Annotated in this window: 15 protein-coding genes, 1 tRNA gene and 1 pseudogene; 4 read left to right on the forward strand and 13 right to left on the reverse strand. The window is 39.6% G+C overall.

Translation table 11 applies throughout. The features are described from left to right. Positions 1-280: 280 nt before the first annotated feature. Positions 281-707 (forward strand): annotated as a pseudogene (locus tag FTU12_RS14505) (PaaI family thioesterase). Between the two features lie 50 nt (positions 708-757). Here the strand turns inward: FTU12_RS14505 and FTU12_RS14510 are convergent. Further along, a complete protein-coding gene (locus FTU12_RS14510) occupies positions 758-1,216 on the reverse strand; it encodes a hypothetical protein (RefSeq protein ID WP_180109504.1) in 459 nt (152 codons plus the stop codon). Positions 1,217-1,467: 251 nt separating this feature from the next. On the opposite strand from FTU12_RS14510, the gene FTU12_RS14515 reads away from it, so the two are divergent. Next, positions 1,468-1,543, forward strand: a tRNA-Asn gene (locus FTU12_RS14515). An 87-nt stretch (positions 1,544-1,630) separates the two neighbouring features. Continuing rightward, positions 1,631-2,704, forward strand: coding sequence for a hypothetical protein (locus FTU12_RS14520; protein WP_180114767.1), 1,074 nt, complete (start codon positions 1,631-1,633; stop codon positions 2,702-2,704). A gap of 55 nt (positions 2,705-2,759) precedes the next feature. Here FTU12_RS14520 and FTU12_RS14525 read toward each other — a convergent pair whose 3' ends face one another. From FTU12_RS14525 to FTU12_RS14580, 12 genes are all read right to left on the reverse strand, one after another. Then, positions 2,760-3,584, reverse strand: a complete 825-nt coding sequence (locus FTU12_RS14525) for a DUF4198 domain-containing protein (RefSeq protein WP_180114769.1) — start codon at positions 3,582-3,584, stop codon at positions 2,760-2,762. 134 nt (positions 3,585-3,718) lie between these two features. Next, entirely contained in the window at positions 3,719-4,372 is a 654-nt protein-coding gene (locus tag FTU12_RS14530) for a tRNA-(ms[2]io[6]A)-hydroxylase (protein ID WP_180114771.1), read from the reverse strand. Positions 4,373-4,388: 16 nt separating this feature from the next. Further along, positions 4,389-5,114, reverse strand: coding sequence for a pyridoxine 5'-phosphate synthase (gene pdxJ / locus FTU12_RS14535; protein WP_180114773.1), 726 nt, complete (start codon positions 5,112-5,114; stop codon positions 4,389-4,391). A gap of 9 nt (positions 5,115-5,123) precedes the next feature. After that, entirely contained in the window at positions 5,124-5,840 is a 717-nt protein-coding gene (gene recO, locus FTU12_RS14540) for a DNA repair protein RecO (RefSeq protein WP_180114798.1), read from the reverse strand. 8 nt (positions 5,841-5,848) lie between these two features. Then, positions 5,849-6,043 (reverse strand): NF038104 family lipoprotein, encoded by a 195-nt coding sequence (locus FTU12_RS14545; protein WP_180114775.1) that lies wholly within the window; start codon positions 6,041-6,043, stop codon positions 5,849-5,851. Between the two features lie 33 nt (positions 6,044-6,076). Continuing rightward, positions 6,077-7,105: a GTPase Era gene (gene era / locus FTU12_RS14550; protein ID WP_067765139.1), complete on the reverse strand. Its 1,029-nt coding sequence runs from the start codon at positions 7,103-7,105 to the stop codon at positions 6,077-6,079. Next, on the reverse strand, positions 7,105-7,803 hold the full coding sequence (gene rnc, locus FTU12_RS14555) for a ribonuclease III (protein ID WP_111883979.1): 699 nt from the start codon (positions 7,801-7,803) through the stop codon (positions 7,105-7,107). Before rnc ends, era begins: the two co-directional genes overlap by 1 nt. After that, positions 7,775-8,146 carry a DUF4845 domain-containing protein gene (locus tag FTU12_RS14560; protein ID WP_180007637.1) on the reverse strand — a complete coding sequence of 124 codons (372 nt, stop codon included), beginning with the start codon at positions 8,144-8,146 and terminating at the stop codon, positions 7,775-7,777. The genes rnc and FTU12_RS14560 overlap by 29 nt, the downstream gene beginning before the upstream one ends. Positions 8,147-8,166: 20 nt before the next feature. Next, positions 8,167-8,994, reverse strand: coding sequence for a signal peptidase I (gene lepB / locus FTU12_RS14565; RefSeq protein WP_180109508.1), 828 nt, complete (start codon positions 8,992-8,994; stop codon positions 8,167-8,169). A 21-nt stretch (positions 8,995-9,015) separates the two neighbouring features. Next, on the reverse strand, positions 9,016-10,833 hold the full coding sequence (lepA, locus tag FTU12_RS14570) for a translation elongation factor 4 (RefSeq protein WP_168378033.1): 1,818 nt from the start codon (positions 10,831-10,833) through the stop codon (positions 9,016-9,018). A gap of 195 nt (positions 10,834-11,028) precedes the next feature. Beyond that, the gene (locus tag FTU12_RS14575) at positions 11,029-11,478 is read right to left on the reverse strand and encodes a thioesterase family protein (protein ID WP_180048708.1); all 450 of its coding nucleotides are present in this window, start codon (positions 11,476-11,478) and stop codon (positions 11,029-11,031) included. 119 nt (positions 11,479-11,597) lie between these two features. Further along, the gene (locus FTU12_RS14580; RefSeq protein WP_180114777.1) at positions 11,598-12,980 is read right to left on the reverse strand and encodes a Do family serine endopeptidase; all 1,383 of its coding nucleotides are present in this window, start codon (positions 12,978-12,980) and stop codon (positions 11,598-11,600) included. 229 nt (positions 12,981-13,209) lie between these two features. On the opposite strand from FTU12_RS14580, the gene nadB reads away from it, so the two are divergent. Further along, on the forward strand, positions 13,210-14,856 hold the full coding sequence (gene nadB, locus FTU12_RS14585) for an L-aspartate oxidase (protein ID WP_180114779.1): 1,647 nt from the start codon (positions 13,210-13,212) through the stop codon (positions 14,854-14,856). Positions 14,857-14,871 lie beyond the last annotated feature (15 nt).

Consider the following 14,871-nt stretch of genomic DNA (forward strand, 5'->3'; position numbering starts at 1 on the left):
TTTTTATACTCATCAAAAGAATAAATAAATACGCTTCACTTCTACACGCTTTTGATCAATTTTTTTCGCGGTTCAAACTAAATAACAAAGCTCATCCAGCCCATTTGACTTCCTTCAAATCAACTTAAATATTAAAAAACCAAACGATAAAACCTAAAACTAACCTTCATATTCAAATCTTTGGTTTGCATTCTTTTTACGTTTTCAGCTATGTTATTCAAATAAGTTCCTTTTTAGAACCCAAAACAACCACAAAACTAACCTATCCAGAGATATACCAATGAACATTAAAGAAATGACTGGACTAGAAATTTTAAAGGCAATGATGCAAGGCCAAATTCCTCCTGCAAGTATTAGCGAAACTATTGCCTTATGAAGTATCTAAGGGCAGTATTAGCTTTAAGGCTAAAGCAGATGCACGACACTTAAATCCGCTAGGCGGCGTGCATGGTGGCTTTGCTGCTACTGTACTCGACTCTGTGACAGGTTGTGCCATTCACACGTTATTAGAGGCAGGTGTAGGTTATGGCACCATCGACTTAAATATAAAAATGTGTCGCCCAATCCCAAAGGATGTTGAACTTACAGCGATAGGAACAGTCATTAATATCAGTACAAATTTAGGGATTTCTGAAGGGAAAATTATTGATGACAATGGCAAACTTTATGCACATGCAACTGCAACCTGCATGATTATACGTCCTTAATATTTTATTTTTCTGCTCGCAATTCAATGCGAGCAGATGATGATTCAAACTTAAATTGCTGAATGTAAGGCACGAATTAATTGGCCTTCGCTTAGATCAATGCGATTACTGCCCTTTTGAAAGCAGTAATATTTTAAAGCACTATCTAACTCAACACGAAGTTCCCGTTGTTCTGAGATAGACCATACTTTAGAACAATTTGAGCCTGATAATGCATTACCTGCCAATTGGTATAAATACAAATCTTGCTTGCGTTTTAAAGGCACACGACGACCATCATCTTTATGTTCAAAACGTAAATGACATGGTACATTGATCAACCATTTTTCACTAAACCACAGTTGTAATAAATCACCCAATGCCAAGTCACGTCGACCCAAAGGCCAAACGTCAACGTATGCACCTTCGACAGGTGTTTGATATTGCTCTTGATTACTAATAATGGAAAGATAGTTTTCTTGGTAAAAAGAAAAATTTGAAAAAATCTGAGAAATAGTCAGCGTATTCATTCGCTTTCTCCTGTTTAGCCATTTTAGTGCTGGCAAGTTGGGTTTAAATCCACACTGTTTAAACATATGTTTAAACGCTCTGTTGTTGCATTCAGACTATCAATTGAATTTTTTCTTTGCAAGCCTAAGATTCATTTTTTCTAAAAAATCCTTCTTTTTGTTCAAATAAAAAACATCTATCACGCATTTCTCCTCATATTGGTATTTTTAGCTTGACCCTCTTCAAAATCTGCTTATAATCGCATTCAGATTCTCCAATAGCTCAGTCGGTAGAGCGACGGACTGTTAATCCGCAGGTCCCTGGTTCGAGCCCAGGTTGGAGAGCCAAATTCTAAAGCCCATTTATTTAAATGGGCTTTTTTAATGCCTATGATTTACATATAATCTATAAGTCATTGTCATTAAAATAAAAAAATGTTCATTCAAGTTGATGCTGAATCAAATAAAACTGCCTTAAAACACTATCTCACTGCATTCATTTTTCTTTTAATTTTTATCAGCCCATTTGCAATTTATTTGGTGAGCTGCACACCCAAAAGTGAAATTGAGCAACATTTCAAAACACCACCCAATTTATATAATAGTGAATCGAACACCCTTCTTGACAGCAAGCTACAATGGTTGGTTCCACCTCAGCAGATTCAAAATCACAATATTATTCGCGAAATATCTGAATCTGTATTGAATGAGATGACAGAAGGACAATATTGGTCAAGCACACCGATTACGCTGCAAAACCAATCTGATCAGTTATATGTTCATATCGATTTTGCAGGTCAGCAACAAACTCGAAAAGATCTTGAAATTTCGGTACTGCCGTTATGTATTGTTCACGAGAAAGAAACACCATGTATGAAAGCTGGGTTAAATGCAACTGGACAACTTTTTAACATCTCAACTCAAAAAAATACGCAATATCACACACTAGAGACCAATAAGTCATGGATGTTTTATGGCCATGAATTCCAAGAAAATTATATTATCCCACCACAAGCCACTCTCAAATTTTTAGTTAAAGCCAACACCCCTGAACACTTAACCCTTCAATGGCTTAGGCTAAGCATCAGTACTAGCCCCATTGTTGAGAAACAGCAAAATTTTATGCTCATGACGCAAAACAGTATGAAAATAAAATATGCACTTGCTCTATTACCACTCTTCATTTTAGCTTTGATGCACATTTTTCAAGGGTTTGAAAGCCTGCGTAATTTATCTATCGGCGCACTTGCAGCACTTTTATTTGCTATCAACACCATCATTTGGTATATCCACTATATGGTCATTGGTTGCCTGATTTTATGTTTTGCAAGTATCTGTTATTGTTTTGAGAGCCGATATTATCGATTGCTCTATTTAACGGGTTATTTACTGATTGCAGGCTATTCGCAGCAATATTATGGTGGTTTTAATAAACACTTTTTCACTCAAACCAGTTTAATTTTATTGATAGGTTTATCGATGTTTTATCTTGAACCTAAAGATAGCTAAATCATTTTCATAAAAAAGCTCTGCAAATCGCAGAGCTTTTTCTCTTTTTATCACCTCAGATCACATTAAAACTCAAGGTATATTTATATCGTTTTAATGCGTCTCCCTTCATTTCAAAAGGCTGTTGATAGTCAATTTTCAGTAAATACTGACCACGATCTGCTAGGTTTAAATTTAAGTTTCCATCTTGATCAGTTTTAAGCGTTTTATAAACTTTTCCTTCACGGCTGTAATCCGTTGTTTGCTGCAAAATTTCAACCTGTAAACCCGCAACCGCTTTTTTCTGATCTAGCACTTTCAGTTGCACAGGCTCATTTTGCTTAATGGCATTCGGATGGGTTTTAAATTGCACATCAAAGCCATCATGTAAATGATTCACCACATGTGTAGAGGTTGCACGGCGTGATACAAAAGTTTCAATGATTTCCTGCGTTTGAATACTTTTGATTTGCGACTTTTTAGTCAACTCGGCTGTATAAATGACATTTGCATTCGCAGTTTTTTGAGGATCACGCACACCATTGATTAACGCTTTCCACTGCTTTTGATCGTAAGCATAACGCGCTGTACTTCCCTGCTTTTCACCACGAATACGATACGTGCCATCTTGCTTATTCTCTAAACTATAACTGCTGACTGTTTGAGTTTTTGCCCAATCGGCATCCGCTAAATGTAGTTTGTCACCTGATGGTGTATGTACATGGAAATTAAAATTTTTAATTGCAATTTCAGAGACAAACGGATTGTCATAAAAACCAGAAAGTATGGCACTGTGATTATTAAATGTTTGATAGTTTAATGGCGCCACATAAGGATAATGCGCTTGAGCCTGACCAACCGTACACAAAGCCAAACAGAGTAAAGTGAATTGTAATTTCATATTGAATAAGTGAGCTTAAATTGCTTTATTCATAGAGATCGTTTCATTTTAGATTCACCCAAGACAATTGTAAATAATTCTTATTATCGTTTTTTAAGTGCATAAAAAATCCCCCATTCTGGAGGATTATTTTATCAAGCTGCTTTGACTGGCACACCGCTATGAAAGCGGAATAACTCATCTGGACTGCTAATCAGATTTTTTTCAACTGCGCGAATATGCTCAATACGCATCTGAATATCTTCTTTTGGGTTCTTCAGCTTATTGGTCGTCGCTACGTCCATGGCCAATGCTAAATAGTCCTCATAATGGCGTGATTCAGACTTTAGCAAATAGCGGTAGTACCGCCCCAACTCTTCATCCACATGTGGTGCAAGCGCATAGAAACGCTCGCATGACCGTGCTTCAACGAATGCGCCGATCACTAAGATATCAATTAACGCTTCTGGCTCATAAGTCCGCACTTCTTTGCGTAGACCACCTGCATACCGACCAGCACTGATCGCAGTCCATTCCTGACCACGTTTTGCCATCAGTTCCAGCACTTGTTCATAGTGCAGCATTTCTTCACGTACTAGCTGTGCCAGTTTGATTTGTAAATCCGAGAAAAAACTATAACGAAACATCAAATTCATTGCTGTACTTGCTGCTTTCTTTTCACAATTGGCATGATCCTGCATCAGGATATCCAAATTATTTAAAGCTTCATCTAGCCATGCTTTTGGTGTTTCACACCCCAAGAAGCCAATGACTGGCTTCATTAGGGCATCATAATCAATATTTGACATATACTTTACTTAAAAATTAACGTGCAGATTTAATCGCAGCTTTCATTTGTTTTACAGACTGTGCCAATCCAATAAACACTGCATCAGCAATAATCGAGTGACCAATATTCAATTCATGAATTTGAGCAATGCGCGCAATCGGAGTGACATTGTCAATATTTAAGCCATGACCAGCATTCACAATCAATCCTTTAGATGCCGCATATTCAGCACCTTGAATAATACGTTCCAGCTCTGCTTTCTGCGCCTCAGGTGTTTCAGCATCTGCATATGCACCTGTATGCAACTCAATCGTAGGCGCACCACAGGCAATCGCTGCATCAATTTGAGCAAAGTCAGCATCAATAAATAATGAAACTTCGCAACCAATCGCCGCAAGTGCTTGAGTCGCGTTTTTTACATCTTCAAAATGCCCAACCACATCTAGACCGCCTTCAGTCGTGACTTCTTCACGCTTTTCAGGAACAAAGCATACATGATGCGGCTGAATCTCTTTGGCAAATTCAACCATTTCATTGGTCACTGCCATTTCAAGATTCATATGGGTTTTTAATACAGAACGCATACGACGTACATCATCATCTTTAATATGGCGACGATCTTCACGTAAATGCAGCGTAATCCCTTCCGCCCCCGCTTGCTCACAAATAATTGCGGCATTCACAGGATCTGGATAAGTTGTCCCACGTGCATTTCGTAGTGTTGCCACATGGTCAATATTTACACCAAGCAAAGCTGCCATAATTCTTTCCTAATGACGTTGAGTTTGAGAATTCTGTATCCACAATTGACGACTTTTTAATGGACGATCGCCAAGCAAGGAAGTAATCATTTGTCGGTACAACTTAGACAGTAATTGTAACTGTTCAGGATTAAATTCCCCACCTTTTTCATAATCACACATACTTAAAATATGTTGACCTGACAATGTTGCGCGTGAGGCTTTAATGACAGGTTGAAAACCTTCGTTTAAATGAAATTGATAATTTTCATGAGGCTGAATTTGCTGTTGATTTGCATCAGTTGAAAAATCCAACGCAAAACCCAACTCTTCAAGCAGCACATGCTCAAATTGTCTAAGGATTTGCCGTAAGAATAGATCAGGGTTGGCCTGGACAGACATGCATTGAAGTTGTTCCAAGGTGTGTGCATATTGAGCAAATGTCTCAGGCATCTCAACCTCTAACGGACATAGCCTCAATAAGACTTCATTTAGATAAAATCCTGAAAAAAAAGCATCACCAAAAAAGAAAATCGGTTGATTTACAATTTCGAGTTTACTAAAGTTTTTAAGTTCGGACTTACCAGATGCTTGCAAGCAAATTGGTTGATACTGGGGAGGTGGCGTTTGCCTGAGAATACCATCAATTCGACCATGCTCCTGAGTAAACAAGTGCACAATATGACTTTTTTCACGATATTTACGATGGTGAATTAAATAACCATGCAGTATCTTATTACGCATGATTTGAAATATTAATCCTTGTCTTTCTTTTTCTTGTCGTCTTCATCTTCATCCCCATCTGGAATGACTGCACCCACAACTGCAGCAGTACCTTTAACCACGCCTTTTGTGGTTTTATAAGCCACTTTGACAGGAACAGTAACGATTTTATGAATACACCCTTGTAGAAACAAAACACATGCAACTACAGCTAATACTCTCATCATTACTCTTCCCTCAAAGTTTTAAATGTCCAGCAATTAAATATCGCTATAACCCAGGCTTTTCAATGCACGCTCATCATCAGACCAACCACCTTTGACTTTCACCCAAAGTGTCAGCATGATTTTTTGCTCGAACATTTTTTCCATATCCACACGTGCATCCATACCGATTTTCTTCAGTTTGGCACCTTTTTCACCAATCACAATGGCTTTTTGGCCAGAACGATCGACAAAAATCGTCGCATCAATATAGGTACACGCCGCTTTAGGACGACCCGTTTTTGGATTAACCGTTGCTTCTTCTGTTTTAAACGACTCAATTTGAACCGTTAAATCATAAGGCAGCTCTTCACCCAATTGACGCATGATTTTTTCACGGATAATTTCAGACGCAAGGAAGCGCTCTGAACGATCGGTCAATTGCTCAAGTGAATACAATGGTGGTTGGAATGGCAGATATTTCTCAATCGTACTGCGCAAATGATCTAAATTTGCACCACGCAACGCTGACACAGGAACAATTTCTGCAAAATTCATCAATTTTGCACGCTCTTGTATCAAGGGTAATGCATGGTTTTTGTTTTCTAACGTATCAATTTTATTGATCACAAGAATAACCGGCATATCAGCATTTTTTAGTTTTTCTAATACTAAATCATCATTCTGTGTCCATTTGTCTGCATCAATCACAAACAAAACTAAGTTCACATCACGAAGTGCAGAATGTGCCGCACGGTTCATCATTTTATTGATGGCACGGACTTCTTTTTTGTGCATCCCTGGCGTATCCACGAATACTGCCTGAGACTTTTCGCGTGAGTCAATACCCACAATTTTATGACGCGTCGTTTGTGGTTTACGTGACGTAATTGAAAGTTTTTGACCCAAAATATGGTTCATTAACGTTGATTTACCCACGTTTGGACGACCGACAATCGCCACAAAACCACTTTTAAAATCGGCAGGAATTTCAGTACCTTGTGCACTAAAAAACTGACTAATTAAATCGTTACTGTCGCCTTGCGACTCGTGATCAGCATCTACGTGATCGGAATGAGTAGTCATTAAGACTTTTTCTCCAAAATTTCTAAGATTTCTGCCGCTACTGCCTGTTCAGCAAAGCGACGGCTTGAACCTTCACCGTATTTAACAGGTAGCCCTTCTACCGTACATTCAACTTTAAAATGTTGGTTTGGAGCATCACCCTGAATATCTACAACCTCGTAAACCGGGAGAGGTTTTTTACGTGCTTGTAAATACTCTTGTAAACGTGATTTAGGGTCTTTCAGTTGATCGGTCGGTTCAATATGATCTAAATATGGCACATACCATTTAAGAACAATCGGTTCCAGAATTTTTAAATCCTGACAATCGACATAGATTGCTCCAATGATCGATTCAACAGTATCCGCCAGTATAGACTCGCGATGATGACCGCCAGATTTCAACTCACCTGTACTCAAGATTAATTCTTGACTGAGTTTTAAGTCATTGGCAATTTTACCTAACGCTTCCTGACGAACCAGTGTCGCACGCATACGCGTTAGACGCCCTTCATTTTCATGCGGGTAGGCATGGTATAGATAATTGGCAATTATCATACCCAATAATGAATCGCCCAGATATTCTAGGCGTTCATAATTGTATTTATGGCTCACCGATCGGTGGGTCAAGGCCAGTTGTAACAATTCAGGTTGTTTAAACTGATAACCGATACGACTTGCTAAACGAGCTTCATTTAGCTTGGACTGAGCTTTGATCAAAACTTTTCTCGAACTTCAACACAATATCAATATTCAATAAGAAAGGCTTTCTTATTTCATAATCTGTTTTCACTTGTAGACCGTCTACATTAGTGACTTGAGCAATATCTTTAAAGTTTAAATCACGCACACCATTCATATCTAAGCGTTGTGACATTTGTGACTCAAACTTACTAGGAGCAATATTTTTAGGACTGCTCTTCATCAAATCTTCAATTTCATTGTTGACGAGACGGTCGTCAACATACGGTCCCCAAACCGCAATTAATGCTTTAGCTAAAAAAGCAAAACCAATAATAGCAATTAAAATTGCAATATAAGACGTTCCCCGTTGATGTCTCATTTTATTTTCCTGATGTAAGACTAATCAATACTGCCATTACGACTAAATGAAGGCAGTTTTAAACCAGGTTCCTTATGCATCCACTTGTAAAAAGCACGTCCAGTGAGGTTTTCTTCAGGCACAAAGCCCCAAAAACGACTGTCCGCACTTTGATCACGATTATCCCCCATCGCGAAATAGTGACCTTTAGGAACCTTAACTTCCCAATATAAACCATTTTCTGTTGAATATTTACCATTTTCAACATAGTTGATAAATGGCGCTTGGCGCGCAACATTGACACCTTCAAGCTCACGCATGGTAAACGTATGCTTACCCATGGTTTCTTTATGATAAATCGATGTAGGTGTGTCGAGTTGATCTTTTTCACGGCTAAATTCCACAGGAACTTTTGCCACTTTCTGACCATTCACACTCAGTTGACCATGATCATAAATAATATGATCCCCTGGTAAACCAACCACACGTTTAATATAGCTAATGGTTGGTTGTGGTGGATAACGGAATACAATGACATCTCCACGTTCAGGCTCACCAACATCAATAATTTTTTTATTAATAATAGGTAATCGTACGCCATACTGATATTTATTCACCACAATAAAATCACCTGTCTCTAAAGTTGGAACCATAGAGTCTGATGGAATATTAAATGGCTCATATAAGAATGAACGCATTACCAAAACTATCGCTAGAATCGGCCAAAAGTCATAAGCCCATGCGATAACGACATTTTCATTCCCTTTACCTTTGGTCTGTCGTTGTTTCCAGACAAACTTATCCAACAGCCAAATTAAGAAAAAAATGACTGTGGCAGGAACAAGGATCAAATTAAAGTCAAAATCCATGAGCTCATAAACCTCTATTTATTATCTTTCTACTTTCAATACCGCAAGGAACGCTTCTTGTGGGATTTCGACGCTGCCCACTTGTTTCATACGTTTCTTACCTTCTTTTTGTTTCGCAAGAAGTTTCTTCTTACGCGACACGTCACCACCATAACATTTAGCCAAAACGTTTTTACGCATCGCTTTTACAGTTGAACGCGCAATGATTTGCGCGCCAATTGCTGCTTGAATAGCCACATCAAACATTTGACGTGGAATCAAGTCTTTCATTTTTTCAACTAAAGCAATACCACGGTGACGAGCATCTTGGCGGTGACAAATCATGGCCAAGGCATCAACCTTCTCACCATTAATTAGCACATCCACCTTAACCAAAGATGAACTCTCAAAACGGACAAAGCTATAGTCAAGCGATGCAAAGCCACGTGAACATGATTTCAACTTATCAAAGAAATCCATTACCACTTCAGCCATTGGGATTTCAAACGTAATGGCCACTTGGTTCGCCATGAACTTCATATTCTTTTGAACGCCGCGACGTTCAACACATAAAGTCATCACATTACCCAAGTATTCTTGCGGTACTAAAATGTGACATTCAGCAATTGGCTCACGTAAGTCTTCAACTGTTGAACCATCCGGCATTTTAGAAGGACTATCGATATAAATGGTTTGACCATTTTTCATCACCGCTTCATAAATTACGGTTGGTGCTGAAGAAATCAGGTCCAGATCATACTCACGTTCTAAACGTTCTTGTACAATTTCCATGTGCAGCATACCCAAGAAGCCACAACGGAAGCCAAAACCAAGTGCATCTGAACTTTCAGGTTCAAAGAACAACGCTGAGTCATTAATTTGCAGTTTGTGCAGCGCCTCACGGAACGGTTCAAATTCACTTGAATCGATTGGGAATAAACCTGCATAGACCTGTGGTTTCACTTTTTTGAAACCCGGTAAGCTTTCAACTTCTGGTGTAGTTGCCAAGGTAATCGTATCACCAACTGGAGCACCAAAAATATCTTTAATACCCGCGATCACGAAACCAACTTCACCTGCTTCGAGCATGTCAGTTTCTGTATGTTTAGGATTAAAAATACCTACTGAAGTAATGATGTGCGTTTGACCTGTTGATTTCATCAACATTTTATCGCCTTTACGCACACGACCTTCTTTAATACGAACTAAAGAAACCACGCCCAAATAGTTGTCGAACCAAGAGTCAACAATTAAGGCTTGTAATGGTGCATTACGATCGCCTTCGGGTGCAGGAATAACATTTACCAGTGTTTCAAGCACCCCTTCAATGCCTAGACCGGTTTTAGCTGAACATGTAGGTGCTTCAGTCGCTTCGATACCAATAATGTCTTCAATTTCTTGAATAACACGCTCTGGCTCTGCTTGCGGCAAATCAATTTTATTTAAAACAGGTAGGACTTCTAAACCTTGTTCAATTGCGGTATAGCAATTCGCTACAGATTGTGCTTCTACCCCTTGTGCAGCATCGACAACCAATAGTGCACCTTCACACGCAGCCAATGAACGTGAAACTTCATAAGAAAAGTCAACGTGCCCCGGTGTGTCAATGAAGTTGAGTTGGTATTCTTCACCATTAGGATGGGTGTAATACAAAGTCACTGACGCAGCTTTAATCGTAATACCACGCTCACGTTCCAATTCCATAGAATCTAGAACCTGCGCCTGCATTTCACGATCTTGCAAACCACCACAAGTTTGAATAAATCGGTCGGCAAGCGTCGACTTACCATGGTCGATATGCGCAATGATCGAGAAGTTACGAATGTTTTTTATATCAACAGATTTTTTAGCTTGCGCCATGGGCTACCTTGGAAAAATAAAAGCGCTATGCATGCAATTCTTTATGCATAGCAAAAGCCGAATAGAAATTGCCGAGGATTATAGCAGATGGATTTTTCAAAGTATCGAAAATAATGCATTGCTTTTATGCTAAGCACTTATCCTGCGTGTAGAACTTAACTAGTCTTCGCTTTAATATGAGGTTTCAATTAAAAATCAGAAATCATAAGCACTAAAATCAAGCGGATTTATGCTATCTACGATGGGTTGATAAGCTTGGGTAAATGTTGGCGACATGCGCTTTGGACGGCCTGTAGCAATTTCAATGCATGCCCACTGTGTATTGCCTGTAAATAATATCGCTTTGTCTTTAGGGCGATAAAATACATACTGCCGAAACGAATACAATGCATTGATATCATTTAGCCAAGTTCGTAAAATAATCTCCTCACCTTCGAGCGCTGCTTTACGATATTGCACATGATGCTCAACAGCGACCATGGCATGCTTCAATTCAATATATTCTTTTAAGCCTAAACCCAAAGCTTCAATATGTGCTGTCGCGACATCTTGCATCCAACTGACGTACACCACGTTATTCACATGATTTAATGTGTCGATATGTTCAGCTTGAACTGTAATTTTTAAATCAAAGATATCGCTCATAGCGTCCTGCAAATTTTAAATTGTGGCCCACAGTCTACCCATTTTTATCTAAGGGTGAATTGCAAAAACGCTAAAGTTAAAAAACCACTCGCTTGGAGTGGTTTTCATTCAGCAAATCATTATTGAATGCGCATGCCCACAATCGCACGTTGCCCCTGACGAATCAAAGAAACACGTGCAATGCTGCCATTTTTCAATTCTGAAATAACTTTCACAAAATCTTCTGCATTATTCACAGCTTTATTATTAACTTGAGTCACAACGTCACCCGGCTGAATTCGCGCTTGTGCAGCAATACCACTAGCTCGTACATCTTGAATTAATACACCACCTTTCACACTCAGTTGCTTTAATTCATCTGCAGTTAAATTACGAATTGACACCCCAATCACCGGGCCTTTTTTCACAGGTGCAATTTCAGCTTTTGCAGGCGTATCATCTGGTGCAGTGATCAAGGTTGCTGAAATGTTTTGGCGTTTATCATCACGCAGTACTTCAAGCTGAATACTTTGATTTGGACCTGTACGATTAAGATAATTCAGCAGTTCGCCTGTACGTGAAATTGGTGTGCCATTAAATTTCAAAATGACATCACCCACTTTAAAGCCAGCTTTTGCAGCAGGTGAATTTGGTGCAACTTGAGTAATCAAAGAACCTTCTGGTTTTGAAAGGTTATAAGACTCTGCAAGATTACGATCGATATCTTGTAGCATGACGCCTAAATAAGCACGTGTTACCTTGCCGTTTTTCTTTAATTGGTCTGCAACATCCATTGCAACATCAATGGGAATCGAGAACGATAACCCCATATAACCGCCTGTACCACTAAAGATACGAGAATTTACCCCGACCACTTCACCAGACTGATTAAATAATGGACCACCAGAATTACCCGGGTTCAATGCCACGTCGGTTTGAATGAATGGAACCGAGGTTTCTCCCATCATATTACGCATTTTAGCACTAACGATTCCTGCCGAAGCTGAATAGTCAAAGCCAAATGGTGAACCAATGGCCAACACTGGCTCACCTACACGTAAACGGTCAACATTGCCTGTGCGTAGCTCAGGAAAATTTGAACCTTTGACCTTTAACAAAGCCACGTCAGTCCGCTCATCACTACCCACAACTGTGGCATCAATTTCACGGCGGTCATTCAGTACGATGGTGACTTTCGAGGCATCTTCTACCACATGGTGATTTGTCAATAAATAACCATCTTTACTAATAAAGAATGCGCTTCCATAACCGGTCTTTTCTTGCGGCATTTTTTGCTGCGGAATAACCACCTGATTACCGAAAAAGCGTCGTAATATTTCTGGGACTTGTTGCTGCAAAAGCTCTTCTTGACTAAGCTTTTTAACCACATTCACGCTTACGACAGCTGGGCTGACTTGTTCAACCAAATTGGAAAAATCAACAGGACCCGCTGCCTGAGTCTGCACGCTAGCAACCGTAAACACAGCTGCATAGAGTCCCTTTTGTAAATACGATTTATTCATTGTTAGCATTCACTCAATTGTGCTTATCATTTGAAATACGTTAGTTTTTATCACAATGCAAGTCTAAGCTTCGTAATAAAATGTTTGATGATTATTTATGATAAACAATCTTAAACATTCCTTAAATATTACAGATCTATGAATATTTTTCATTATTTAGTTAATTTATAGTCATTGCGTTTATAAGAAAAAACAGTTGTGATGATCGGACATTTTTTAAAATTAGCTGATGGACATGTCTAATTTAAACACGATACATCAATTTGATGTAATTATTGTGGGAAGTGGCGGTGCAGGCCTAAGTTTAGCCCTATCGTTACCAGATCATTTTAATATTGCTGTTTTAGCTAAATCGACGCTGACGGATGCCAGTACATATTATGCCCAAGGTGGCGTGGCAGCCGTCCTCGATAAAACAGATTCCATTGAACAACATATCGATGACACCATGATTGCAGGTGCACATTTATGTGAAATGGCGGCGGTAAAACAAACCGTTGAAGGTGGTAAGCCCTCTGTCGATTTTCTACTGAATCAAGGGGTGCAATTTACTTTAGACGAACAAGAACAGCTACATCTGACCCGAGAAGGTGGCCACTCTCAGCGCCGTATAATTCATGCAGCGGATGCAACTGGACGTGCAATTTCCACAACATTGGTAGAACGCGCCCAAGAAAAATCAAATATTCAGATCTTTGAAAACTATATCGCGATAGATCTAATTACCGCACAAAAGTTAAATCCTGAAGCTGAAAGCCGTGCTCTAGGCCTTTATGCATTAGATGAAAAAACCGAAAAAGTACATACCTTTTTAGCACCATTTACTGCCCTTGCCTGTGGCGGTGCAATGAAAGCTTATTTATATACATCGAATCCCGACATTGCGACGGGTGATGGTATTGCCATGGCTTATCGTGCAGGCTGTCGTGTTGCCAATATGGAATTCAACCAATTCCATCCAACCTGTTTGTACCATCCTCAAGCTCGCTCCTTTTTAATTACCGAAGCGATGCGTGGCGAAGGTGCCTATTTACGTCTTCCTGACGGTGAACGCTTTATGCTGCGCTTTGATGAGCGTGCAGAATTAGCACCACGCGATATTGTAGCGCGCGCTATTGATTATGAAATCAAACGTCTGGGCATACGTCATGTTTGGCTTGATATCACCCATAAACCTGCAGAATTTGTCAAAGAACATTTTCCTACATTGTATGCACGCTTAATGGAACTTGGCATTGATATCACCAAAGAAATGATTCCTGTGGTTCCTGCTGCTCACTACACCTGTGGCGGCGTTGTGGTCGATGAAAATAGTCAGACCGATATTCCAGGCCTATATGCCATTGGGGAAACCTCTTATACTGGTCTACATGGTGCAAACCGTATGGCGAGTAACTCCTTACTGGAATGTTTCGTTTATGGCATGAGTGCATCAGCACATATCACAGCACAGCATCAGGGATCCTATCAGGCGCCTCATGTCCCAGAATGGGATGACTCGCAAGTGACCAACCCTGACGAAGACGTGGTGATTTTGCAGAATTGGGACGAGCTTCGCCAAACCATGTGGAACTACGTGGGTATTGTCAGAACAACCAAGCGGCTTCAACGTGCGCTCCATCGTATTGAAATGCTCAATCGTGAAATCACGGAGTATTACCAAGACTATCAAGTCAGTAAAAACCTGATTGAATTACGTAATTTAGTGCTGGTTTCAGAAATGATTGTGCGCTGCGCAATGGAACGTAAAGAATCACGTGGATTGCATTTCACTTTGGACTATCCTGAGCAAGCAGCAGAATTACGAAAAACAGTCCTGACTCCACCCAATTTCCAAGTGGAATGTCCATTGGTGAATACAGAACTGGTTTCTTAAACATCTAAAATGCCT

Source organism: Acinetobacter sp. YH12063, assembly GCF_013419715.1.
Taxonomy (GTDB): Bacteria; Pseudomonadota; Gammaproteobacteria; order Pseudomonadales; family Moraxellaceae; genus Acinetobacter; species Acinetobacter amyesii.

Coding starts and splice junctions, on each gene's coding strand:
- FTU12_RS14520 (WP_180114767.1), top strand. CDS start 1,631: ATGTTCATTCAAGTTGATGCTGAATCAAATAAAACTGCCTTAAAACAC.
- FTU12_RS14560 (WP_180007637.1), bottom strand. CDS start 8,146: ATGAGACATCAACGGGGAACGTCTTATATTGCAATTTTAATTGCTATT.
- FTU12_RS14530 (WP_180114771.1), bottom strand. CDS start 4,372: ATGTCAAATATTGATTATGATGCCCTAATGAAGCCAGTCATTGGCTTC.
- lepB (WP_180109508.1), bottom strand. CDS start 8,994: ATGGATTTTGACTTTAATTTGATCCTTGTTCCTGCCACAGTCATTTTT.
- era (WP_067765139.1), bottom strand. CDS start 7,105: ATGACTACTCATTCCGATCACGTAGATGCTGATCACGAGTCGCAAGGC.
- FTU12_RS14525 (WP_180114769.1), bottom strand. CDS start 3,584: ATGAAATTACAATTCACTTTACTCTGTTTGGCTTTGTGTACGGTTGGT.
- lepA (WP_168378033.1), bottom strand. CDS start 10,833: ATGGCGCAAGCTAAAAAATCTGTTGATATAAAAAACATTCGTAACTTC.
- FTU12_RS14575 (WP_180048708.1), bottom strand. CDS start 11,478: ATGAGCGATATCTTTGATTTAAAAATTACAGTTCAAGCTGAACATATC.
- FTU12_RS14545 (WP_180114775.1), bottom strand. CDS start 6,043: ATGATGAGAGTATTAGCTGTAGTTGCATGTGTTTTGTTTCTACAAGGG.
- nadB (WP_180114779.1), top strand. CDS start 13,210: ATGGACATGTCTAATTTAAACACGATACATCAATTTGATGTAATTATT.
- FTU12_RS14580 (WP_180114777.1), bottom strand. CDS start 12,980: ATGAATAAATCGTATTTACAAAAGGGACTCTATGCAGCTGTGTTTACG.
- FTU12_RS14510 (WP_180109504.1), bottom strand. CDS start 1,216: ATGAATACGCTGACTATTTCTCAGATTTTTTCAAATTTTTCTTTTTAC.
- pdxJ (WP_180114773.1), bottom strand. CDS start 5,114: ATGGCAGCTTTGCTTGGTGTAAATATTGACCATGTGGCAACACTACGA.